At 59.0% G+C, this 22,224-nt stretch carries 22 protein-coding genes and 1 other RNA gene; 7 read left to right on the forward strand and 16 right to left on the reverse strand.

The window, feature by feature from the left end; genetic code table 11:
- Positions 1-6: 6 nt before the first annotated feature.
- An RNA gene (rnpB, locus tag ACA053_RS24075) (RNase P RNA component class A) lies at positions 7-360 on the reverse strand.
- A gap of 76 nt (positions 361-436) precedes the next feature.
- A complete protein-coding gene (gene rsmI, locus ACA053_RS24080) occupies positions 437-1,342 on the reverse strand; it encodes a 16S rRNA (cytidine(1402)-2'-O)-methyltransferase (protein ID WP_167362276.1) in 906 nt (301 codons plus the stop codon).
- Positions 1,343-1,517: 175 nt separating this feature from the next.
- Here rsmI and ACA053_RS24085 point away from each other — a divergent pair, with 175 nt between their 5' ends.
- The 4 genes from ACA053_RS24085 to ACA053_RS24100 all read left to right on the forward strand — a co-directional run bounded on the left by ACA053_RS24085 (position 1,518) and on the right by ACA053_RS24100 (position 4,964).
- Complete coding sequence (locus tag ACA053_RS24085) at positions 1,518-3,329, forward strand: penicillin-binding protein activator (RefSeq protein ID WP_497313618.1); 1,812 nt, start codon at positions 1,518-1,520, stop codon at positions 3,327-3,329.
- On the forward strand, positions 3,329-3,691 hold the full coding sequence (locus tag ACA053_RS24090; RefSeq protein WP_007904371.1) for a YraN family protein: 363 nt from the start codon (positions 3,329-3,331) through the stop codon (positions 3,689-3,691). The genes ACA053_RS24085 and ACA053_RS24090 overlap by 1 nt, the downstream gene beginning before the upstream one ends.
- A gap of 104 nt (positions 3,692-3,795) precedes the next feature.
- On the forward strand, positions 3,796-4,389 hold the full coding sequence (locus ACA053_RS24095) for a phosphoheptose isomerase (RefSeq protein ID WP_008025961.1): 594 nt from the start codon (positions 3,796-3,798) through the stop codon (positions 4,387-4,389).
- On the forward strand, positions 4,386-4,964 hold the full coding sequence (locus ACA053_RS24100; protein ID WP_109634717.1) for a BON domain-containing protein: 579 nt from the start codon (positions 4,386-4,388) through the stop codon (positions 4,962-4,964). The genes ACA053_RS24095 and ACA053_RS24100 overlap by 4 nt, the downstream gene beginning before the upstream one ends.
- Before the next feature lie 53 nt (positions 4,965-5,017).
- Here ACA053_RS24100 and ACA053_RS24105 read toward each other — a convergent pair whose 3' ends face one another.
- The 7 genes from ACA053_RS24105 to rplM form a co-directional block, all read right to left on the reverse strand.
- Positions 5,018-5,431, reverse strand: a complete 414-nt coding sequence (locus ACA053_RS24105) for a ClpXP protease specificity-enhancing factor (protein WP_008155980.1) — start codon at positions 5,429-5,431, stop codon at positions 5,018-5,020.
- 16 nt (positions 5,432-5,447) lie between these two features.
- Positions 5,448-6,065 (reverse strand): glutathione S-transferase N-terminal domain-containing protein, encoded by a 618-nt coding sequence (locus ACA053_RS24110; RefSeq protein ID WP_027922678.1) that lies wholly within the window; start codon positions 6,063-6,065, stop codon positions 5,448-5,450.
- A gap of 150 nt (positions 6,066-6,215) precedes the next feature.
- Positions 6,216-6,998, reverse strand: coding sequence for a cytochrome c1 (locus ACA053_RS24115; protein ID WP_497313620.1), 783 nt, complete (start codon positions 6,996-6,998; stop codon positions 6,216-6,218).
- Positions 6,998-8,209 (reverse strand): cytochrome b, encoded by a 1,212-nt coding sequence (locus tag ACA053_RS24120; protein ID WP_109634721.1) that lies wholly within the window; start codon positions 8,207-8,209, stop codon positions 6,998-7,000. Before ACA053_RS24120 ends, ACA053_RS24115 begins: the two co-directional genes overlap by 1 nt.
- Positions 8,209-8,802 (reverse strand): ubiquinol-cytochrome c reductase iron-sulfur subunit, encoded by a 594-nt coding sequence (petA, locus tag ACA053_RS24125; RefSeq protein ID WP_008060255.1) that lies wholly within the window; start codon positions 8,800-8,802, stop codon positions 8,209-8,211. Before petA ends, ACA053_RS24120 begins: the two co-directional genes overlap by 1 nt.
- Before the next feature lie 267 nt (positions 8,803-9,069).
- Positions 9,070-9,462: a 30S ribosomal protein S9 gene (gene rpsI / locus ACA053_RS24130; RefSeq protein ID WP_002555064.1), complete on the reverse strand. Its 393-nt coding sequence runs from the start codon at positions 9,460-9,462 to the stop codon at positions 9,070-9,072.
- A gap of 14 nt (positions 9,463-9,476) precedes the next feature.
- Entirely contained in the window at positions 9,477-9,905 is a 429-nt protein-coding gene (gene rplM, locus ACA053_RS24135; RefSeq protein WP_007905295.1) for a 50S ribosomal protein L13, read from the reverse strand.
- A 245-nt stretch (positions 9,906-10,150) separates the two neighbouring features.
- On the opposite strand from rplM, the gene ACA053_RS24140 reads away from it, so the two are divergent.
- Positions 10,151-11,191, forward strand: coding sequence for an NADP(H)-dependent aldo-keto reductase (locus tag ACA053_RS24140; protein WP_497313623.1), 1,041 nt, complete (start codon positions 10,151-10,153; stop codon positions 11,189-11,191).
- Positions 11,192-11,242: 51 nt separating this feature from the next.
- Here ACA053_RS24140 and ACA053_RS24145 read toward each other — a convergent pair whose 3' ends face one another.
- A complete protein-coding gene (locus tag ACA053_RS24145; protein ID WP_497313624.1) occupies positions 11,243-12,379 on the reverse strand; it encodes an acyl-CoA dehydrogenase family protein in 1,137 nt (378 codons plus the stop codon).
- A 245-nt stretch (positions 12,380-12,624) separates the two neighbouring features.
- On the opposite strand from ACA053_RS24145, the gene ACA053_RS24150 reads away from it, so the two are divergent.
- The gene (locus tag ACA053_RS24150) at positions 12,625-13,521 is read left to right on the forward strand and encodes a GlxA family transcriptional regulator (RefSeq protein WP_178082360.1); all 897 of its coding nucleotides are present in this window, start codon (positions 12,625-12,627) and stop codon (positions 13,519-13,521) included.
- Between the two features lie 49 nt (positions 13,522-13,570).
- Here ACA053_RS24150 and zapE read toward each other — a convergent pair whose 3' ends face one another.
- The 3 genes from zapE to ACA053_RS24165 form a co-directional block, all read right to left on the reverse strand.
- Entirely contained in the window at positions 13,571-14,665 is a 1,095-nt protein-coding gene (gene zapE, locus ACA053_RS24155; protein ID WP_109634727.1) for a cell division protein ZapE, read from the reverse strand.
- Between the two features lie 91 nt (positions 14,666-14,756).
- On the reverse strand, positions 14,757-16,112 hold the full coding sequence (locus tag ACA053_RS24160; protein ID WP_497393874.1) for a tryptophan--tRNA ligase: 1,356 nt from the start codon (positions 16,110-16,112) through the stop codon (positions 14,757-14,759).
- Positions 16,113-16,136: 24 nt separating this feature from the next.
- Entirely contained in the window at positions 16,137-16,766 is a 630-nt protein-coding gene (locus ACA053_RS24165; RefSeq protein ID WP_497393875.1) for an alpha/beta hydrolase, read from the reverse strand.
- 144 nt (positions 16,767-16,910) lie between these two features.
- Between ACA053_RS24165 and ACA053_RS24170 the strand changes: the two genes are divergently transcribed.
- Complete coding sequence (locus ACA053_RS24170; protein WP_497393876.1) at positions 16,911-17,345, forward strand: Z-ring associated ZapG family protein; 435 nt, start codon at positions 16,911-16,913, stop codon at positions 17,343-17,345.
- 268 nt (positions 17,346-17,613) lie between these two features.
- Here the strand turns inward: ACA053_RS24170 and ACA053_RS24175 are convergent, their stop codons facing one another.
- From ACA053_RS24175 to ACA053_RS24185, 3 genes are all read right to left on the reverse strand, one after another.
- Positions 17,614-18,345 carry a YiaD family glycine zipper/OmpA-like lipoprotein gene (locus ACA053_RS24175; protein ID WP_424479897.1) on the reverse strand — a complete coding sequence of 244 codons (732 nt, stop codon included), beginning with the start codon at positions 18,343-18,345 and terminating at the stop codon, positions 17,614-17,616.
- 102 nt (positions 18,346-18,447) lie between these two features.
- A complete protein-coding gene (locus tag ACA053_RS24180; RefSeq protein ID WP_497393877.1) occupies positions 18,448-19,089 on the reverse strand; it encodes an MBL fold metallo-hydrolase in 642 nt (213 codons plus the stop codon).
- 88 nt (positions 19,090-19,177) lie between these two features.
- Positions 19,178-21,916 (reverse strand): winged helix-turn-helix domain-containing protein, encoded by a 2,739-nt coding sequence (locus ACA053_RS24185; protein ID WP_497393878.1) that lies wholly within the window; start codon positions 21,914-21,916, stop codon positions 19,178-19,180.
- Between the last annotated feature and the right edge of the window lie 308 nt (positions 21,917-22,224).

Here is a 22,224-nt window from a genome sequence, read left to right on the forward strand (position 1 = left end):
AAAAAGGTGGAGAGTCGATCTGTAAGCCGGGTTCTGTCTTGAACAGTCATTCGTCTACGATGGCCATCACTGGACATCTTTAGCAACCTACCCGGTCCCAGCGCGGGCCACGCCTTGGGACCCTATTTGGTCTTGCTCCAAGTGGGGTTTACCTAGCCACGAACTGTTGCCAGACGTGCGGTGCGCTCTTACCGCACCTTTTCACCCTTACCGGCGCCGAAGCGCTTAGGCGGTTATTTTCTGTGGCACTTTCCGTAGGCTCACGCCTCCCAGGCATTACCTGGCACTTCGCCCTATGGAGCCCGGACTTTCCTCCCCCCCCTAATTTTCATAGAGGGCAGCGACTGTCCAATCGACTCTCCGCCGCGAAGGTTAACGGCAGAGCGGCCGAAGAACAAGCGCTAAACGCCTTCAGCTGATCCTGCGCGTCGGGTTTTTACTCGCCCTTCTGTTTATCCAGCGCCACCTGATAGAGCACATTCTTGCGCTCACCGGTAATTTGCGCCGCCAATGCCGCCGCACGCTTGAGCGGCATTTCTTCAAGCAACAGATTGAGGATGCGCATGGCTTCGCTGCTGACCGCGTCCTCGGTCTCAGGAACCGACCAGCCAGCCACTAACACCACGCACTCACCGCGCTGCTGGTTGCTGTCCGACTCGACGAACTCGCGCAACTCGGCCAGCGGCAAACCTTTGAGGGTTTCGAACGTTTTGGTGATTTCACGGGCCAGCAACGCCGGACGCTCGGGACCGAACACCAGCTCCATGTCTTGCAGGCATTCAAGGATGCGATGTGGCGCTTCATAGAAAATCAGCGTGCGCGGCTCTTCCTTGACCAGCTCGAGGCGAGCACGGCGACCGACAGCCTTGGCCGGCAGGAAACCTTCGAAAATGAAGCGGTCCGACGGCAGGCCCGCCGCCGACAACGCTGCGATCAATGCACAGGCCCCCGGGACCGGCACCACATTGATCCCGGCAGCACGGGCCTGACGCACCAGGTGATAACCCGGATCGGAAATCAGCGGCGTGCCAGCATCGGAGATCAGCGCCACATCGTCGCCCGCCAGCAATCGCGTGATAAAGCGGCTACCTTCATCTCGCTCGTTGTGCTCATGACAGGCTGCCAGCGGCGTCGGAATGCCGAAATGCTGCATCAAGCGCTGGGAGTGACGAGTGTCTTCGGCGGCGATCAACGCGACGTCGCGCAGGATTTTCAGCGCACGCGCACTGATGTCGTCCAGGTTGCCGATGGGCGTCGCCACCACATAAAGCGAGCCAGCAGCGGAATTCAAAGCACCTGGAGCAGTCAAAGCGCACACCTCATGATCGGTAAAAGGCGACATTGTAGCGCGTAGCGGCGCTTGCGATCGCCCCGCCCTCCTCGGGTTTTTCAGGCGTTTGTGCAGCGCTGCAACATTTGTACGAGCTAAATTGATCGATTCACGCCAGTAACATCGCGCCCCGGCCAGTGCTTGGGTACAATTCCACGCTAATTTGATCGAGTATCAGGAACACTACATGATCGCTTGCCTGCGGCTGTTCACTGCCCTCTGCCTCGCTGCCTTGCTGGCGGCTTGCGCCAGCTCGCCCTCCTCCAGCCTTGGCGAACTTCCACGGACCCCGGACGCCAGTATCGAGCAACTGCTCGAACAGGCTGCTCAAAGCAAGGACCCGGAAAAAGCCGCGCTGTTGCGCCTGAGCGCGGCCGACCTGGCTTATCGTCAGGGCAATGCCGGCCAGTCCGCGCAAATCCTGCAACAGGTTCCGGTGGAACAACTCAAGCCCGGCCAACAAGTCTTCGCCAGCACCCTGGCGGCTGAACTGGCCATGGCGCGCAACCAGCCGAAGGCGGCGCTGACTGCCCTGAGCCATCCGAGCCTGCAACGCCTGAGCGAATTGCCGGTCGAGCAACAGGTTCGCACCGGCACCGTTCATGCCCGCGCCCTTGAGGCCGACGGCCAGACCCTGGCCGCCGCACGGGAGCGCATCTTTATTGCGCCGATGCTTGAAGGTGAAGCAGCCAGCAAAAACCACGAAGCAATCTGGACCCTGATCGCCTCGCTGCCAACCGATCAACTGCAGCCCACCACCAACGATGACCTCGGTGGCTGGATAGGCCTGGCACTGGCGGTGAAAACCGCTGGCACCCTGGAACAGCAGCAAGCTGCGATCGACAACTGGCGCGCCCAGAACCCCAAGCACCCGGCCGCCATTCAGTTGCCGCTGCCACTGACCAAGCTCAAGGAACTGGCCAGCCAGCCGTTGAGCAAGATCGCCCTGCTGCTGCCGCAAGACGGCCCGCTGGCCTCGGTCGGCAAAGCACTGCGCGAGGGCTTCATGGCCGCTCACTACCAGGCTCAACAAGCCGGGCAGAAGCCGCCAGCCATCGAGTTCTATGACAGCTCGAAACTGACCTCGATGGACGAGTTCTACCGCAAGGCCCAGGCCGACGGCGTGCAACTGGTAGTCGGTCCGCTGGAAAAACCGCTGGTCAAACAGCTCAGCGCTCGCCCGCAACTGCCGATCACGACCCTGGCGCTGAACTACAGCGAAGGCGAACAAGGTCCGGCCCAGCTGTTCCAGTTTGGCCTGGCCGCTGAAGACGAAGCCCGTGAAGTATCTCGTCGTGCCCGCGCCGACGGCCTGCATCGCGCCGCGATCATGGTGCCGAAAGGCGAATGGGGCGATCGCGTGTTGCGCGCCTTCAGCCAGGACTGGCAAGCCAACGGTGGCAGCATCGTTGCAACCGAACGCGTTGACCAACCAGTACAACTGGCCCAGCAGATTGCCGACATGTTCCAGCTGCGTCAGAGCGAAGGTCGCGCCAAAAGCTTGCAAAGCACCGTTGGTTCGCAGGTAGCGGCCCAGCCTTCGCGCCGTCAGGACATCGAGTTCATCTTCCTGGCCGCGACCCCGCAACAGGCCCAGCAGATCAAACCGACCCTGAACTTCCAGTACGCGGGTGATGTGCCGGTTTACGCCACATCACACGTATTCAGTGCCAGCGGCGATGTGAATCAGTACAACGACATGAACGGTATTCGCTTCTGCGAAACCCCATGGTTGCTGGACGCCAATGATCCGCTGCGCAAACAGGTCACCGCACAATGGCCACAAGCCGCCGGCAGCCTCGGCCGCCTGTACGCAATGGGCGTGGATGCGTATCGCCTGGCGCCGCGACTGGGGCAACTCAAGGCGCTGCCGGACAGTCGCATTGAAGGCCAGTCGGGCAGCCTGGGCATGACCCAGAACCAGCGCGTGGTGCGCCAGTTGCCGTGGGCACAGTTCGTCAGCGGCCAGGTTCAACGCCTGCCGGATACCCCGCGCTGATGCCTGACAGGTCACGCCAGCAAAGCGGTAAAGATGCCGAGCGCCACGCGCTCGAGCATCTTCAACAACAGGGTCTGCGCCTGCTGGCGCAGAACTGGTTGTGCAAACGCGGCGAGCTTGATCTGGTCATGCTTGATGGCGATACAGTAGTATTCGTTGAAGTCCGCTACAGAAAAAACACCCAGTGGGGTGGAGCGCTCGACAGCATCGATGGGCGCAAACGGCAGAAACTGATTTTCGCCGCGCAGTATTTTCTTCAGCGCGAGTCGCGTTGGGCCAATTCCCCCTGCCGCTTCGACGTGGTTGCCATCGACAGCAACCTCGATCAGTTGAACTGGTTGCAGAATGCCTTTGACAGCTGATCACGTGCGACCCGAAGCGGACACCTTTACCCAACACTTTTGCTCTTTGCTTTGCGGGCTGCACATTCATGTGCCGAGTAGCCGCGCTAATTAAGGTCACACAGATGGACATGCAATCCCGAATTCGCCAGCTTTTTCAGGCCAGTATCGACACCAAGCAAATGGCGATGGACGTACTTGCACCGCACATCGAGCAAGCCAGCCAGGTGATGGTCAACGCCCTGCTCAACGAGGGCAAAATGCTTTCCTGCGGCAACGGCGGCTCCGCCGGTGACGCCCAGCACTTCTCATCCGAGCTGCTCAACCGCTTCGAGCGCGAACGCCCGAGCCTGCCAGCCATTGCGCTGACCACCGACAGCTCGACGATCACCTCGATCGCCAACGATTACAGCTACAACGAAATCTTCTCCAAACAGATCCGCGCCCTCGGCCAGCCAGGTGACGTATTGCTGGCAATTTCCACCAGCGGCAACTCGGCGAACATAATTCAAGCGATCCAGGCCGCACATGATCGCGAAATGATTGTCGTAGCATTGACCGGTCGTGATGGCGGCGGCATGGCGTCGCTGCTATTGCCCGAGGACGTCGAGATTCGCGTACCGGCCAACGTCACCGCACGTATTCAGGAAGTCCACCTGCTGGCGATCCATTGCCTTTGCGATTTGATCGACAGCCAACTGTTCGGGAGTGAAGAATGACCCCTAATCGCCTAGGCCTTCTGGCCTTGACCCTGTGCCTCGGCATCAGCGGCTGCACCTCGGTGGTGAAAGCCAGCCGTGAAGCGCCGATTGAAGATGACCGCGGCACGCGTACCTTCGGCAGCAAGATCGACGACTCCCTGATCGACACAAAAGTCGGCGTGAACGTCGCCAAGGCCGATCCGGCCCTGGACAACGATTCGCACATCGTCGTCACCAGCTTCAACGGTGTCGTACTGCTCGCCGGGCAAACACCGACCGCAGACCTCAAGGCCAAGGCCGAACAGGCTGCCGCTGCGGTTCAGCGCGTGAAGAAGGTGCATAACGAACTGCAAGTGCTGCCGCCATCAGGCTTCCTTGCCCGCCAGAACGACACCTGGCTGACGTCCAAGATCAAGACCCAGATGCTCACCGACCCGAACATCCCGGGTTCGCGCATCAAGGTCGTCACCGAGAACGGCATCGTTTATCTGCTGGGTCTGCTGACCAAGCAGGAAGCGGCGCAGGCCACCAACCTGGTGCAGAGCGTTTCCGGTGTGCAGAAGATTGTGAAGTTGTTTGAGTACATCGACTGACCCCTTGGGGGAGCAGGCACAAAAAAGGCGATCCATCCGGATCGCCTTTTTTATTACTTCACCACTTTCAAACTGGGTCGACCGCTGGGACGCGGCGGCTCGCTGTCGGGTGGCGGAATATCATCATCCGGCTCGATCTCTTCCTCGTCTTCCATAGGCGATTCCAGATCAAACACCATGCCTTGGCCATTCTCCCGGGCGTAGATACCCAGGATCGATGCGATAGGCACGTACAGGGTGTGCGGTACGCCACCGAAGCGCCCTTCGAAGCTGACCGCCTCGTTGTCCATGTGCAGATGACGCACGGCAGCCGGTGATACGTTCAGGACAATCTGTCCGTCACTGGCAAAACCCTGAGGCACCTGCACCGACGGATACTCGGAATTGACCAGCATGTGCGGGGTGCAATCGTTGTCCACAATCCACTCGTAGAGCGCGCGGACCAGATAAGGTCGACTGGAGTTCATAGCGGCTCCTTAAGCCTTAGCGCATATCGCGTTCGACACCAGACAGACTCGCCTGGAAAGCCTCACGCGCAAACGAGCGCTCCATGTAATCAAGCAACGGCTTGGCAGGCCGCGGCAGTTCAATACCCAAAATCGGCAAACGCCAGAGTATTGGCAATAGGCAGCAATCCACCAGACTTTGTTCCTCACTGAGGAAAAACGGCTTGTCGGCGAACAACGGCGACACGCCAGTCAGGCTTTCACGCAACTCTTTACGAGCCACGACGCGGGCGGCTTCCTTGGTCTTCGAATCCAGGATCAGATCCACCAGACCACACCAGTCACGCTGAATACGATGAATCAGCAGACGGCTATTGGCACGCGCCACAGGATAAACCGGCAGCAAGGGCGGGTGCGGGTAACGCTCATCCAGATATTCCATCACCACGGTCGACTCCCACAACGCCAGGTCACGATCGACCAGGGTGGGCAGACTTCCGTAAGGGTTCACTTCAATCAGTTTAGGCGGCTGGCGACCAGCTTCCACGTAAATGATCTCTGCGCTGACACCCTTCTCTGCAAGTACGATGCGCACTCGGTGGGAATAGTGGTCGGCGGGGTCGGAGTAACAGGCCAACCGATTGGTCACGCCCATGGCGGTCCTCCTCGCTTGTTGAAATTATCGGAAGCGGAAAAACGCACGCGCCCAGAAGACGCCTCCCGTAACGTCTGGCTTACCAGACTCGTTACACCTTCAGAGACGCCCCTGGGCGCGTGCGATTAACAGCAATTGCTTACAGCTTTATCAATGGACGTCTTTCCAGTATTCACGCTTGAGCAAGTAAGCGAATACGAAGAAGAACGCCAGGTACAGCAACACATAGGTACCGATGCGCTGATGCTGCAGCTTCACCGGGTTGGCCGAATAGGCCAGGAAGGTCACCAGATTCTTGACCTTCTCGTCGAACTGCTCTGCGTTCAGCGTGCCGGTCTTCGGCAGCACGGTCAGCTGGTCACACGCCTCATGAGTCAGAGCCGTACCGGTCAGCGGATCGTATTGCTTCTTGCCGTCTTCGACGATTTGAATTTGTTTGCAGCCTACCACCTGACGACCCTGCAGGCCGACCAGAACGTTAGGCATCCCGACGTTCGGGAAGACTTTGTTGTTCACGCCCCAAGGACGCGACGGGTCTTCATAGAACGAACGCAGGTAACCGTAGAGCCAGTCAGTGCCACGAACGCGAGCGACCAGGGTCAGGTCGGGCGGTGCCGCACCGAACCAGGTCTTGGCGTCTGCCGGCTGCATGCCGATGCTCATGTGGTCGCCAATCTTGGCGCCGGTGAACACCAGCTTCGAGAGCATCAGGTCGTGCGGAATGCCCAAGTCATCGGCAACACGCTCGTAGCGCTGGAACTTGGCGCTGTGGCAGCCCATACAATAGTTGGCGAACGTACGTGCGCCATCCTGCATGGCAGCCTGATCGGAAACGTCAATGTCGACCTTTTCCAATTCAGGAGCACCGGCTGTCGACGCGAACGAGAACACAGGCATGGCAGCAAGAATCAGTACAGCAAATAGCTTTTTCATCAGCCAGTCACCCTTTCCGGAACCGGTTTGGTCTTCTCGAGCCTGGTGTAGAACGGCATCAGAATGAAGTAGGCGAAGTACAGGAAGGTACAGACCTGCGACAGCAATGTACGGCCTGGAGTCGGAGCCAGAACACCCAGCACACCCAGAATCACGAACGATACGCAGAACACCACCAGCCAGATCTTGCTCAGCCAGCCTTTGTAGCGCATCGACTTGACCGGACTGCGGTCCAGCCATGGCAGGACGAACAGCACCGCAATGGCCGCACCCATGGCAATAACGCCAAGGAGCTTGTCCGGCACCGCTCGCAAAATCGCGTAGAACGGTGTGAAGTACCAGACCGGAGCAATGTGCTCTGGGGTCTTGAAGGCGTTCGCCACTTCAAAGTTCGGCTTCTCGAGGAAGTAGCCGCCCATTTCCGGGAAGAAGAACACGATCGAGCAGAAGATGAACAGGAACACCACCACGCCGACGATATCTTTCACGGTGTAGTACGGATGGAATGCAATACCGTCCAGCGGTACGCCGTTTTCGTCCTTGTGTTTCTTGATGTCCACGCCGTCCGGGTTGTTCGACCCGACTTCGTGCAACGCCAGGACGTGCAGCACCACCAGGCCGAGAATCACTATCGGCAAAGCCACGACATGCAACGCGAAGAAGCGGTTCAGGGTAATACCGGAAATCAGGTAGTCACCACGGATCCACTGGGTCAGGTCGTTACCGATGACCGGGATCGCACCGAACAGCGAGATGATCACCTGGGCACCCCAGTAGGACATCTGGCCCCAGGGCAGCAGGTAACCCATGAAGGCTTCAGCCATCAGCGCCAGGTAGATCAGCATACCGAAGACCCATACCAGCTCACGCGGCTTCTGGTAAGAACCGTAAAGCAAGCCACGGAACATGTGCAGGTAGACCACGATGAAGAACATCGAAGCGCCGACCGCGTGCAGCAGACGCAGGATCGAGCCGTACTCGACGTCGCGCATGATGTATTCGACGGAAGCAAACGCTTCTTCCGCCGACGGGGTGTAGCTCATGGTCAGCCAGACACCGGTTACGATCTGGTTGACCAGAACGAGCAGTGCCAGGGAGCCAAAGAAATAGAAGAAGTTGAAGTTCTTCGGGGCGTAGTACTTGCTGAGATGGTCTTCCCACATTTTGGTCGCGGGAAAGCGCGCATCAACCCAATCCATGAACTTGCTCATCACGCTTTCTCCGTATCGACGCCAACGACAATAATGTCATCAGTCTCATAGGAATGCGGGGGAACTGGCAGGTTCAAAGGCGCAGGTTGCGACTTGTAGACGCGGCCAGCCAGATCGTAGTGGGAACCATGGCAAGGGCAGAAATAACCACCTACCCAGTCCTTGCCCAGATCCGCAGGTGCCACTTCTGGACGGAAGGTCGGCGAGCAACCCAGGTGCGTGCAGATACCGATCAGCAGCAGAACTTCTGGCTTGATCGAACGCGTTTCCGGGTCGACATAGGTCGGTTGTGTCGAGTTCTTGGAGGTCGGGTCAGACAACTGGCCCTCGATCTTTTTCAGATTCCCCAGGATTTCCTCGGTACGGCGGACAATGAACACCGGCTGACCGCGCCACTCAGCAATCATCTGCTGGCCTGGCTCGATTTTGCTGACATTCACTTTCACCGGTGCACCTGCGGCTTTCGCCTTGGCACTGGGAAACCATGACCCCACGAACGGGACCGCAGCCCCCACCGCTCCTGCAGCACCCACCACGGATGTGGCTGCTACCAAGAAGCGACGCCGGCCTGCATTCACGCCGTCATTGCTCATTCAGTCCTCTCCCATCAGCTTTGTGGCCTGTTAAATCAGGCGTCTACTAAGTAAATCTGTGTACTTATAAAAATTTTGCCGAATGGTAATGAAAAGCCCCAATTCTGACAAGGTAATTACCGAGGGGCTCCACTGCCAAGCCTTGCAGTATAGGGGCTCTGCGGCTGTGGCAAGTTGTCACAGCGCAATTCTTTGATAAATCGCGCCCATAAAAAAACGCCCAGCTTCGCGAGGAAACTGGGCGTTCTTTTTGAACGCGAAAGCGAATTAACGCTTCGAGTACTGCGGACGCTTACGCGCTTTACGCAGACCAACTTTCTTACGTTCAACTTCACGAGCATCGCGAGTAACGAAGCCAGCTTTGCGCAGAGCGCCACGCAGGGTTTCGTCGTACTGCATCAGTGCGCGAGTGATACCGTGGCGGATTGCGCCAGCTTGACCACTTACACCACCGCCGATCACGGTGACGTAGATGTCGAACTTCTCGACAGTCTCAGTCAATTCCAGCGGCTGACGAACTACCATGCGGGCAGTTTCGCGGCCGAAGAAATTATCCAGCGAACGGTTGTTGATGGAGATGTTACCAGTACCCGGACGCAGGAAAACGCGTGCGGTTGCGGTCTTGCGACGGCCAGTGCCGTAATTTTGAGTCGCCGACATAATGAACTATTCCGTTAAAACTTCAGTTCTTGGGGCTGCTGAGCAGTATGAGGGTGTACAGCGCCCGCATAGACTTTCAGCTTACGATACATGTCGCGACCCAGCGGGTTCTTAGGCAGCATGCCTTTGACCGCAGTCTCGATCACGCGCTCAGGGGCTTTAGCGATCAGCTTTTCGAAGTTGATCGACTTGATGCCGCCCGGGAAACCGGAGTGGGAGTAGTAGATTTTGTCGGTGGTTTTAGCACCGGTTACACGAATCTGCTCGGCATTGATAACGACGATGTAATCGCCGGTGTCAACGTGAGGAGTGTACTCAGCTTTATGCTTGCCACGCAGACGGCTCGCGATTTCGGTGGCCAGACGACCCAGGGTCTGACCTGCAGCGTCGACGACAAACCAGTCGCGCTGTACTGTTTCCGGTTTAGCAGTAAAAGTTTTCATTCTTTATAGCCTCAGGGGCCGCCCTGTAAATTAGACGGCGGATCTTACTGAATAGTGCGTACTTTGACAAGTCAAAGGCAGCCGGATACAGACGCTTTCGGGGGCTCGGGTCGGCGCGTCCGTTCAACGGCAAGATTCTTCGGCGGCGGCGCATCACTTCCACTGCAGAAAGAGGTGCGCAATTATGCAGATTGCGAAAAATATTTCAACCTGCTTTTATGATTGTTTTGCCCAAGGAGCACCCGATGGACTATCGCCAGCTAGGCCGAACCAATCTGAACGTGAGCGCCATCTGCCTCGGAACCATGACCTGGGGCGAGCAAAACACTGAAGCTGAAGCCTTCGCCCAGATCGAACGGGCCAAGGAAGCCGGGATCAATTTCATCGACACCGCCGAGATGTACCCGGTGCCGCCTAAGGCCGAAACCTACGCCACCACCGAGCGTTACATCGGCAATTACTTCAAAAGCCGCGGTGATCGCGCCGACTGGATCCTCGCCAGCAAGATCGCCGGACCCGGCAACACCATCGATTACATCCGCGACAAAAACCTGCGACACAACCGCCAGCACATCACTGAAGCCGTAGACGCCAGCCTCAAGCGCCTGCAAACCGATTACATCGATCTCTATCAGTTGCACTGGCCGGAACGCAGCACCAACTTCTTCGGCCAGCTGGGTTACAAACACAAGATCGAAGCCAACCTGACGCCGCTCGAGGACACCCTCGAAGCGCTGGACGAGCAGGTCAAAGCCGGCAAGATCCGCCACATCGGCCTGTCCAACGAAACGCCGTGGGGCACCATGCGTTTTCTGGCGCTGGCCGAAGCCCGTGGCTGGCCGCGTGCGGTGTCGATCCAGAACCCGTACAACCTGCTCAACCGCAGCTTCGAGGTCGGTCTGGCGGAAATCGCCATCCGCGAACAATGCGGCCTGCTTGCCTATTCGCCGCTGGCGTTCGGTTTCCTGTCGGGCAAGTACGAAGGGGGCGCGCGTCCGCCGAAAGGTCGCCTGAGCCTCTACAGTCGCTTCAGCCGCTATTTCAACCCGCAATCGGAAGCTGCATGCAGCCGTTATGTGGCGCTGGCCCGTGAACACGGCCTGGACCCGGCGCAGATGGCGTTGGCATTTGTTACCCAGCAGCCGTTCGTGACCAGCAACATCATTGGCGCCACGACCATGGAGCAGCTGGAGAGCAACATCGCCAGTTTCGAGCTGAAACTTTCCGATGAAGTGCTGGAGGGGATTGAGGCGATTCACAAGGATCACCCGAATCCTGCACCGTAACTTACGACGACGATCGTTCCCACGCAGAGCGTGGGAACGATCAACGCTGCATTACAGCGACCGCGCAATAATCTCCTTCATGATTTCATTGGTCCCCGCATAAATCCGCTGCACCCGCGCATCCGCCCACGCCCGGGCGATCGGGTATTCCCACATGAACCCGTAGCCGCCATGCAGTTGCACGCATTCGTCGAGCACCTTGCATTGCAGGTCCGTGCCCCAGTACTTGGCCATCGCGGCCGTCGGCACATCCAGCTTGCCTTGCAGATGCAGCTCCAGACAGCGGTCAACAAAAACCCGGCCGATCTGAATTTCAGTGGCCATCTCCGCCAGCTTGAAGCGCGTGTTCTGGAAATCGGCAATCGCCTTGCCGAACGCCTTGCGCTCGCGGGTGTAATCCAGCGTCCATTTCAACGCGGCCTCGGCCGAAGCCAGTCCACCGATGGCCACAGTGAGACGCTCCTGAGGCAATTCCTGCATCAAGTAGGCGAAGCCCATGCCGGCCTGCCCTAACAGGTTTTCCTTGGGTACTCGCACGTCCTGGAAGAACAGCTCCGAGGTGTCCTGAGCCTTCATGCCGACTTTTTCCAGGCGCTTGCCCTTGTCGAAACCCGGGGTGTCGGCCTCGACCAGAAACAGACTGGTGCCCTTGGCGCCGGCCTTCGGATCGGTCTTGGCCACGACGATCACCAGATCAGCCAGATAGCCGTTGGTGATGAAGGTCTTGGAGCCGTTGATCACGTACTCCTCGCCGTCCAGCACGGCGGTGGTCTTCACCCCTTGCAGGTCGGAACCGGCACCAGGCTCAGTCATGGCAATCGCTGTCACCATCTCGCCGGACACCAGTTTCGGCAGGTATTTGTGCTTCAGCGCTTCGCTGCCGTAATGCAGGATGTACGGCGCGACAATGTCCGAATGCAGCGAAAAACCGATGCCGGTCAGGCCGAGGCGACCGACCTCTTCGATCACCACTGCGCTGTAGAGAAAGTCCGCCCCCAGCCCGCCGTATTCTTCCGGCAGATGCGAGCACAACATCCCCGCCTCTCCTGCCTTATTCCAGAGTTTACGGTCGATGTAGCCTTGTTTTTCCCATTGCCCATGGAACGGCACGGCCTCCTTTTCGAGGAACGTTCGCACGCTGTCGCGAAACAATTCGTGCTCGGAACTGAACAAGGTTCTGGGGATCATGCGGCACCTGTCGTTAATTGTTAGAAGGAATTGACCTTCAGAGACTAAGCCCCGCATCCGATACAGGACACTGGACACATCAGACAAAAAATAAGACGATCCAGCCGTCTGGTGACCACTTTCCCCTATAAGAATAAAGTTGAATTATGTCTAACCAAGTCTCCACGCCCTTGCGGCGCGTCAGCATCCTGGCTATCGACCGGGTTTTCGCTTCCACCCTCATGCAAGCCAAGGATTTCTTCCACCTGGCCAGCCTGCGCTACGGCAAACAACTGGGGCAGGGCCTGACTCCAGCGTTCGAAACGCGACTGGTCAGCCCCGACGGCAAACCGGTGAACAGCTTCAGTGATGTGATCATGCCGGTGGACGGCGGTCTGGAAAATGCCGACGTCATCATCCTTCCGGCCTTCTGGGACGATTTCGATACCCTTTGCCAACGTTATCCTCAGGTCCTGCCATGGCTGCGTCAGCAACACGCTCGCGGCGCCGTGCTGTGCGGTGAGGCGACCGGAGTGTTCTGGCTGGCCGAGGCCGGGCTGCTCAATGGCAAGGAAGCAACCACGTACTGGCGCTTTTTCAATGCCTTCGCCGAACGCTTTCCACAGGTTCAGCTCAATCAGGACAAACACCTGACCGATGCCGACAACCTGTATTGCGCAGGCGGCACTACTTCGGCGTGCGATCTCTACATCTACCTGATCGAACGCTTCTGCGGTGCCAACGTATCGCAAGCCGTGGCGCGGGACATTCTCTACGAAGTGCAACGCAGCTATTCCCCAGGACGCATCGGCTTCGGCGGGCAGAAGTTGCACCAGGACGTGATCATCCTGCAGATCCAGCACTGGCTTGAAGAACACTTTGCCGACAAATTCCGCTTCGAAGACGTCGCCCGCGAACACGGCATGAGCATCCGCAACTTCATGCGCCGCTTCCAGACCGCCACCGGTGACAAGCCACTGCATTACCTGCAACGCCTGCGTATCGAGACAGCCAAGGGCTTGTTGTCGGGTAGCCGCAAGAGCATCAAGACCATCAGTTATGAAGTCGGTTACGACGATGCGAGCTTCTTTGCGCGGCTGTTCCGCCAGCACACAGAATTGTCGCCGAACCAGTATCGGCAGCAATTCCAGCAAGCTGCATAAACAAAAAAAGGGCCTGCAATGCAGGCCCTTTTTTATTTTCCGAAATGTCCTACGGCTTGTGCGCCCGGGACAGGAATTCGTGCGACTGCATCTCCAGCAAGCGGCTAAGCGTGCGCTGGAACTCGAAGTTCAAGCGACCGCCGGTGTAGAGGTCTTTGAGCTCGACTTCAGCCGAGATGATCAGCTTGACGTTACGGTCGTAGAACTCGTCGACCATGTTGATAAAACGTCGGGCGATGTCGTCGGTGGTGACGCTCATTTGCTCGACACCGCTGAGCAGCACGGCGTGGAAGATCTTGCCCAGTTCGATGTAATCGTTCTGGCTACGCGGGCCGTCGCACAGTTCGCGGAAGTCGAACCAGGCCACGTCATCACAGGTACGCACCGCACGAATCTCACGATTCTCGATCATCAGCACGTCATTCTCGATGGCGGCCGTGCATTCCGGTGTCAGGGCGCGGAAGCTTTTGCGCAAGCTTTCCTGAGCGGCTTCGTCCAGCGGGAAGTGGAACAGCTCGGCTTGCTCAAGGTGACGCAGACGATAATCGACGCCGCTGTCGACGTTGACGATGTCGGTGTTCTGCTTGATCAGCGCAATGGCCGGCAAGAAGCGCGCACGTTGCAGGCCATCCTTGTACAGACCGTCCGGCACGATGTTCGAGGTGGCGACCAGGGTCACGCCGTTTTTGAACAGCTCTTCCATCAGCGTGCCTAGGATCATCGCGTCGGTGATGTCGGACACGAAGAATTCATCGAAACAGATCACCCGGGCTTCGTCGGAGAAGCGCTTGGCGATGATGGTCAGCGGGTTTTTCTCGCCGCCGAGGGTCTTCATCTCTTCGTGCACACGCTTCATGAAGCGGTGAAAGTGAGTACGGACCTTTTCCTTGAACGGCAGCGCTTCGAAGAAGGTGTCGACCAGGTAAGTCTTGCCGCGACCCACGCCGCCCCAGAAATACAGACCTTTGACCGGTGCCTGGTCTTTCTTGCCAAACAGTTTGCCGAGCAGCCCCGGCTTGTTGTTCGACGCAGCGACCAGATCGTCGTACAGGCGCTGCAAATGGCGCACGGCAGTTTCCTGCGCGGCGTCATGGAAGAATTCCGGGCGTTTCAGATCAGCTTGATATCGTTCTAGGGGCGTCATAATTCGTTAGCAAGGCAACAAAAACGGGCCGTCACTGTAGCGACGGCCCGTGGGAATGGCAATCGGCCCTTGGTCGGGTCGAGCCGTTGATTTATTCCTGAACCGGCGTCAGCGCAACCCGCAGGGCGTCGATGGCGACGTCGCGAGCGGCGTTGTCAGCAAATGTCGGGCTGTCGCCAACGCATTCGCCTTCCAGCCAGACGCTGAAGCTGCGGTCTTCACTGCGCACATCCAACGGCAGGCCAGATTGCAGCTGCTTGGTCACCTGGCCTGCGGTTTTGCCGTCAGCGAAGTTGCGCGACAGCAGCAGTTGCTCGCCATCGGCCGCCAGCAGACGGAAGCGGAAACTGCTGTCTTCTTCGCGGAAGCTGACAAAACGCGCGGCTTTCGCGGCTTTCTTCTTGGTTGTCGCAGCGACTTGAGTCTGGGCGACGAAAGAACGCAAGCCGACCGCTTCGCGCAGTTCGTGGAGGAACGGTGTCGCCACCGAACGGGCCTTTTTGGCGCCGATTTGCAGGATGTCTTCCAGGTCTGCCGGGCGCTCGATCAACTGGTGATAACGCTCGCGAGACTCGCCCAGCTCGCTGTCCAGCAACTGGAACAGACGATTCTTCGCTTCGCCCCAACCCAGGCCCTGCAACAGTTCGCTGCGGAACTCGTCGGCCTGTGCCGGCGTGGCAAACGCCTGGAACAGGGTAAACAGGTGCGAGTTGTCCGGGTCTTTGGCTTCGCCCGGCGCGCGGGAGTCGGTGACGATCCGCGAGATCGCGTCCTTCATTTCCTTGGCGCTGCTGAACAACGGAATGGTGTTGTCGTAGCTCTTCGACATCTTGCGACCGTCGAGGCCCGGCAGCGTAGCAACGCTTTCTTCGATCAGCGCCTCGGGCATGGTGAAAAATTCTTTGCCCTGGCCAAACAAGTGGTTGAAGCGCTGGCCGATGTCGCGGGCCATTTCCACGTGCTGGATCTGGTCACGACCGACCGGCACCTTGTGGGCGTTGAACATCAGGATATCCGCGGCCATCAGTACCGGGTAGCTGTACAAGCCCATGGTGATGCCGGCATCCGGGTCTTCGCCGGTCTCGACGTTCTTGTCCACCGAAGCCTTGTAGGCGTGGGCGCGGTTGAGCAGGCCCTTGGCAGCGACGCAGGTCAGCAGCCAGGTCAGCTCGGGAATTTCCGGGATGTCGGACTGGCGATAGAACGTCACGCGGTCCACATCTAGGCCACCGGCCAGCCAGGTCGCGGCGATTTCCAGACGCGAGCGCTGGATGCGCAGCGGGTCATCGCATTTGATCAAGGCGTGGTAGTCGGCCAGGAAGTAGAACGAATCGGCATTGCTGTCACGGCTGGCCAGGATCGCCGGGCGGATGGCACCGGCGTAGTTGCCCAGGTGCGGCGTGCCGGTGGTGGTGATGCCAGTGAGGATACGGGTACGAGTCGTCATGGGTAATCGCTTGTCAGACTGCAATCAATTCGAGAGACGCGGCAGGATCAGATCCTTGAGATCGGTCAGCTTGCCATGAAAAAAGTGTCCGCATTCTGCCACTTTCAGCAGCTCATGGGGACGTTCGAGCTTGTCGGACCACTCGTAGACGAGTTGTGGATCGATCACTTCATCGGTTTCCGGCTGGATCAGGGTCAATTCGCCCTGCTGCGGCAGCTGATCCTGATCGCCCAGGCGCATGACGGCTGGCGCCACCATGAACACATGCTTGAGCTGCTCGCCCTTGGCTTCCAGGCGTCCGCCGAGACTTGCTGCAACAAAACCACCGAAGGAGAAACCGAACAGGGTCAGCGGCAAGTCAGGATGTTTGGTCCGCAACCATTCGGCGGCGGCCTGAGCATCATCGACCTCACCGGTGCCCATGTCGTGAGTGCCTTCGCTGGCACCGACGCCACGGTAGTTGAAACGCAACGTGATCAAACCGGCGTCGCGCGCGGTGCGCTGCAAGGTCGAGACCACTTTATTGAGCATGGTCCCACCCTGCACCGGGTTCGGATGGCAGATCAGCGCCAGGCCGCGCGGCTGCTCATTATCAAGATAAAGGGCTTCCAGTTGGCCCGCCGGGCCATCAATCACTACAGGGGTTTCGCGCATAAGCAAGGAAGGAACTCCGTGACCTCGAATCGGGTCGACTCGTCTAGCAAATTGTCTGTGCCAATCTATTGCGAGTGAATCGCGGTATACAGCGCAGGTTCGAGCCGTTAACGTAAAGCAAAGCCGTTTATAGAGGAAGGACTCGTGGAACACTCGCTCTTAGTTTGGTTGTTGCCGACTCTTGCCCTGGTTGTGGGTGTCGCCATTGGTTTCCTGATCGCTCGCCTGGTGCCGAATGCCGCGCCGAGCAGCACACAACGTCAGCTGGATGACATTCAGGAACGTTTCGACAGTTATCAGAACGAGGTGGTCACCCACTTCAACAGCACTGCAAACCTGGTCAAGAAGCTGACTGCCAGCTATCAGGAAGTGCAGGATCACCTCGCCGAGGGTGCCAACCGCCTGGCCCTGGACGAGCAGACTCGTCAACGCTTGCTGGCCGCCCTGCACGCCGACACGGCACAGGCTCCACGGGAACGCCTGACGCCACCGCGCAATCAGGAGCCGCCTCGTGATTACGCACCGAAAGCCCCGAACGCGCCGGGCATGCTCGATGAACATTACGGCCTGAAGAAGTAATCAGGTTTCGCGCGACATGAAAAAGCCCCCGGATGAGTAATTGTCCGGGGGCTTTTTTAATTTTGAAGTTTTCATCGCCTGTTCTGTCCCCTTCGCGAGCAAGCCCGCTCCCACAGGGGATTTGTGCTTTGCCACATTGTTGTGATCGACACAGAACACTGTGGGAGCGGGCTTGCTCGCGAAGGGGCCGGAACTGGCGACAAAAAAAAACCGCCCGATCTGCTGAGAATCGGGCGGGCTTTTTTACGCCTGGGGTTCAATCAGACAATTACGGATACTGCTGAACCGTACCCGGCTGCTGCTGACCACCATACTGCTGACCCGGAATCGCCTTCAGGTTGACCTCGACACGGCGGTTCTGCGCCCGGCCATTGACATCGCCGTTGCTGGCAATCGGGTTATCCGGCCCGGCACCGCGAGCCGACAGGTTCGCACCGCTCACGCCTTGTGAGGTCAGGTAAGTCGCCACGCTCTGCGCACGACGCTGGGACAGGTCCATGTTGTGCTGGCGACTGCCGGTGCTGTCGGTATAACCGACGATTTCGATCTGGTTCTGGCTGAACTCTTTGAGCGAGCCAGCCAGACTGTTCAGCGGCTGATAGAAGCTGGAAGCGATATTCGCCGAATCGGTAGCGAACGTGATGTTGCCCGGCATGATCAACTTGATCTGGTCACCCTGACGCTGCACCTCGACACCGGTGTTGGCCATGCTGGCCCGCAGCTTCTTCTCTTGCTGGTCGGCGTAGTAGCCGTAACCCGCAGCGGAAGCACCCACGACGGCGGCGCCGATCAGCGCGCCCTTGCCACGGTTATCGTGACCGATGGCGGCACCAGCCAAGGCGCCAGCCAGAGCGCCGAGGCCACCGTATTTAGCGGTTTTGCTCATGCCCGTGGAGCCACTGTCAGCCTGGCCCTGATTGTCATAAGGGTTAGGCGAGGCGCAGCCAGACAGCAAGGCCACAGCCGTAGCGACAATAATCAAACGCTGCTTGGTGAACATGAAGAGCTCCTACTTTTTGCATTCTGGGGTGCAACGGACAAAGGCAATGGACCTTTGCGGGTGTTGGATCATTTTGCCCGGCGAAAATTCCATCGGTTACATTCAAGCCCGCACAAACGGGTTCTCGCGCATTTCATCGCCCAGGCGCGTGTCCGGACCATGGCCGGTCACCACCGTCGCCTCTTCGTCGAGCGTATACAGCCGCTGCTTGATTGACCGCACGATGGTCGCCTGATCGCCGCCCCACAAATCCGTGCGCCCTACCCCGCGACGAAACAACGTGTCACCGGCAATCAGCAGCTTGGCCTCGGAAAACCAAAAACTCATGGAGCCCGGCGTATGACCCGGCGTGTGCAACGCCACGCCGCACCCGCAGGCCAGCTCTTCATCGTCGGCCAACCAGAGATCGGGCGACGGCACCGGCGTGTAAGGCACACCGAACATCTGGCACTGCATCTCCAGATTGTCCCAAAGGAACTGATCTTCTTTATGCAGGTGCAGGGTTGCGCCGGTTTTCTCCTTGAGTTGTCCGGAGGCCAGAAAGTGATCCAGGTGCGCATGGGTGTGGATGATGCTCACCACCTTCAAGCCCAGGGCATCGAGGCGCGCCAGGATCAACTCATGATTGCCGCCCGGGTCGACCACGATGGCTTTTTTGGTGATCGGGTCGCCGATGATGGTGCAGTTGCACTGCAAAGGGCCGACGGGGAAGGTTTCGCGAATCAGGGTGGGCTGCTGGGACATCTGGGCATGCTCGGAAAACAGGGATGGGCAATTTTGGCACAAAACCGTAGCAAGTCTTTTTGTGGACCCTGTAGATCTTGAAAATGCGCTACCCCAACACGCCCAACTCTTTCGCCCGCGCCACCGCCTGCGTGCGCCGCTCAACACCAAGCTTGCTGTTGATGTGGCTGGCGTGGGTCTTGACCGTGTGCAGCGAGATGAACAGTTGATCGCTGATTTCCTGGTTGGAGCAACCTTGGGCGATCAGGCGCAGGACGGCCAGCTCACGGGCGCTGAGCTGTTCCGCCCCGGGGGATGCCTCCAATGCCGCGCGAGGGGCCATGACCGGAAGTTTTTCGGCCAGGTTCTGCGACACCACTGTCGGGGCACAGAGCTGCAGTTGCCCACGCAGCCAGTCCGGATGTTCGGTCAGCAACGCGTCGAACGGTTGCAGGACGCCCCCGTCAGCCGCTTCCAGCGCCTGGACCAGCGCCTTGCGGGCTTCGGGTTCACGGCCGCACGCCAGCAACAGGGGGATTTTCTGAGTCAGCGCCATCACGCTGAGCATTTGCCGTCCCGATTTCTGTCCATGCTCAAGCAGCGCGTTCAAACGCCCCTCGGCCAGCATCGGCTGCCCCTGAATCACCTCCAGCAAGGCTTGCTGCAATTCGATGTGCAGTGGCAGCTGTGGATGAAATTCCGGCGGCGCGGCCGCATGGTCGCCGTTGTAGGTCTGGCCCAGTCGTGCCAGCCAGGCTTCGGCCAGATCGGTACGCCCCTGGGCCAGCCAGAGTTCGCATTTGACCAAGGTGATCATCGCCAAGTAATAGATCGGCGGCACGTCCCAGATGTGCATCAAGCGTTCGGCTTCGGCAAGTTCGGCGAAGGCTTTGGCGAACTCGCCGCTGCTGCCCTCAAGCCGGGCGATCACGCAGTGACCGATCAACACACTGATATCGCGACAGGCTCGGGCTTCACTCAACCCGGCTTGCAGACGTGCCCGCGCGGCTTGTGGTTGCAAGCGAACGGCCAGCAAAAAGCCCTCGTACAAGGTCAGCCGTGCACGCACGGCGTAAAGCCGTTGCGGGGATAACCCTTGCAGGCGTTGCAGCCCCTGACGGACTTCTTGCAGTGAACGCAGGATTTCCCCACGCGCCTGCAACACACGTGCGCGGTCGTAATGGGCCAGCGCTTCGAACAGCGGGTTGCCAACCCGTTGCGCCAATTCCAGCGATTCGCGGTTCAAGCTGCGGGCACGCCACAGGTCGCCGTCGGCGATCGCCAGGTTGGACAAGGTCGAAAGGCACATCAGCCGTTGCCCGTAGCGCTTGGCCGGCAGGCTCTCCAGCGCTTCGGTGCAGTAAAGTTGCGTGAGCGCGCGATGGCCTCGCCCCCGGGCGATGATACCGCTCAGGGCCAGCCATTGCGCCAGCATGGACTTCTGCGCGGTGGCCGACGGGGCTGGCAGGAAGCGGCTCAAATGGGCCGCAAGCTCCTCGGCAGCGTCCAGCTGACAGGCCAGCCCCAACGCCCAGCTGTAGAGCACGATCAGCCGCGGCGTGCTGATCAGCAGGCTGTCGGGCAAATCCATTTTCCAGCGCAGCAACATGCCGACGTTCTGTTCGGCGAGCAGTTGTTCTTCAGAGAGGTTTTGCACCAGGTTCGCCGCAACGTCCAGGTGCCCGGCGCGTAACGCTTGCTCCACCGCCTCGTCGAGCAAACCTTGTGCATTGAACCAGCGACAGGCGCGCAGGTGCAGGCTGGCGGCCGGCACGATCGACTGGGTGGTGGGCCGGGTACGCAGCAGATCGGAAAACAGGTGGTGATAGCGATACCAGCGGCCGTGCTCGTCCAGCGGTACCAGGAACACTTGGTGCGCCTGGAGGAAACGCAGGATTTCGGCACTGTCATGGGCCTCGCGAACCGCGTCGCAGAGCTCGCTGCAAAAACGCTCCTGAGGCGCGGTGTCGTAAAGGAATGACTGCACTTCGGCGGGCAGACAATCAATGACTTCTTCAAGCAGGTAGTCGCGAATCAGCCCTTCCCCACCATGCAACGACTGCGGCAACGCACCGTCGGTGCCTGCCTCGGAGGCCGCCAGCAACCAGAAACGCAAGCCGGCGACCCAGCCTTCACTGCGCTGGATCAGGTTTTCCAGCGCCTCGCCTCGCAATGAACTGCTGTGTCGATCGAGCAGTGTGAGGGCCTCATCGTGGGTCAGCCGGAGGTCCTGCTCATGCAATTCGAGCAGTTGCCGCGACAGGCGCAAACGCGCCAGGTGCCAGTCCGGACGCTGTCGACTGGTCACCATGACCAGCAGGCCATCGGGTAAATGATTGAGGAAAAACTGTAGGCAGCGATCGAGCACCGGACCCTGGGCCAGATGATAGTCATCCAGCACCAGCAGCAAAGGCGTCATCGGCGAAAGGTGGATGGCCAACTCATCCAGCAATCCGTCGAGCCATTCTTCGAAGGCGAATGGTTGATGGCGCTGGCGCATTTTCAGCAGGCCCAGCGCCTGGCTGCCGAGCTTCGGAAAGTAGTCCTGAAGACCGTCGAGCAAACGTTCTAGGAAACGTCCCGGATCACTGTCCCGAGGACTCAGACCCAGCCATAGACTTTGCCAATGGGCCGGCAGCCCCTGGCAGAACTCCACCGCCAATGAACTCTTGCCGAACCCGGCAGGTGCGCTGACCAGCAACAGCCTGCCACCGAGGCCGGCACTCAAGCGCTCGCACAGACGAGGCCGCAGCACATGGCCGTCAGGCAACGGGGGCCGAAAAAAGCGCCCGTCCAGTGCCGCGACGGCAACGCTTGCAGGGCCCGGGAGTGGGGACAGATCAGTCATGGCCGGCTCTTGTTTGAATTGCGGGTGGCGGCGTTGCAGATGTCCGCAGACTATCGGTAAACGAAGAGGGAATGAAGGTTATTGCTACAAATGGCTACAAAAAGAATACAAGCAGAAGTGTCGAGCAAACCCGACAGTCACACCGCCCTCGTAGCAGCTGTCGAGCCTGCGAGGCTGCGTTCGGCTGCGAAGCAGTCGTAAACCCATGCAACGCGGTCTGCCAGACAAACCGCGTGCACCGAATTTACGAGGACTTCGTCCTCGAACGCAGCCTCGCAAGCTCGACAGCTGCTACAACGATCATTATG

It is taken from the genome of Pseudomonas sp. LBUM1672 (assembly GCF_059695655.1).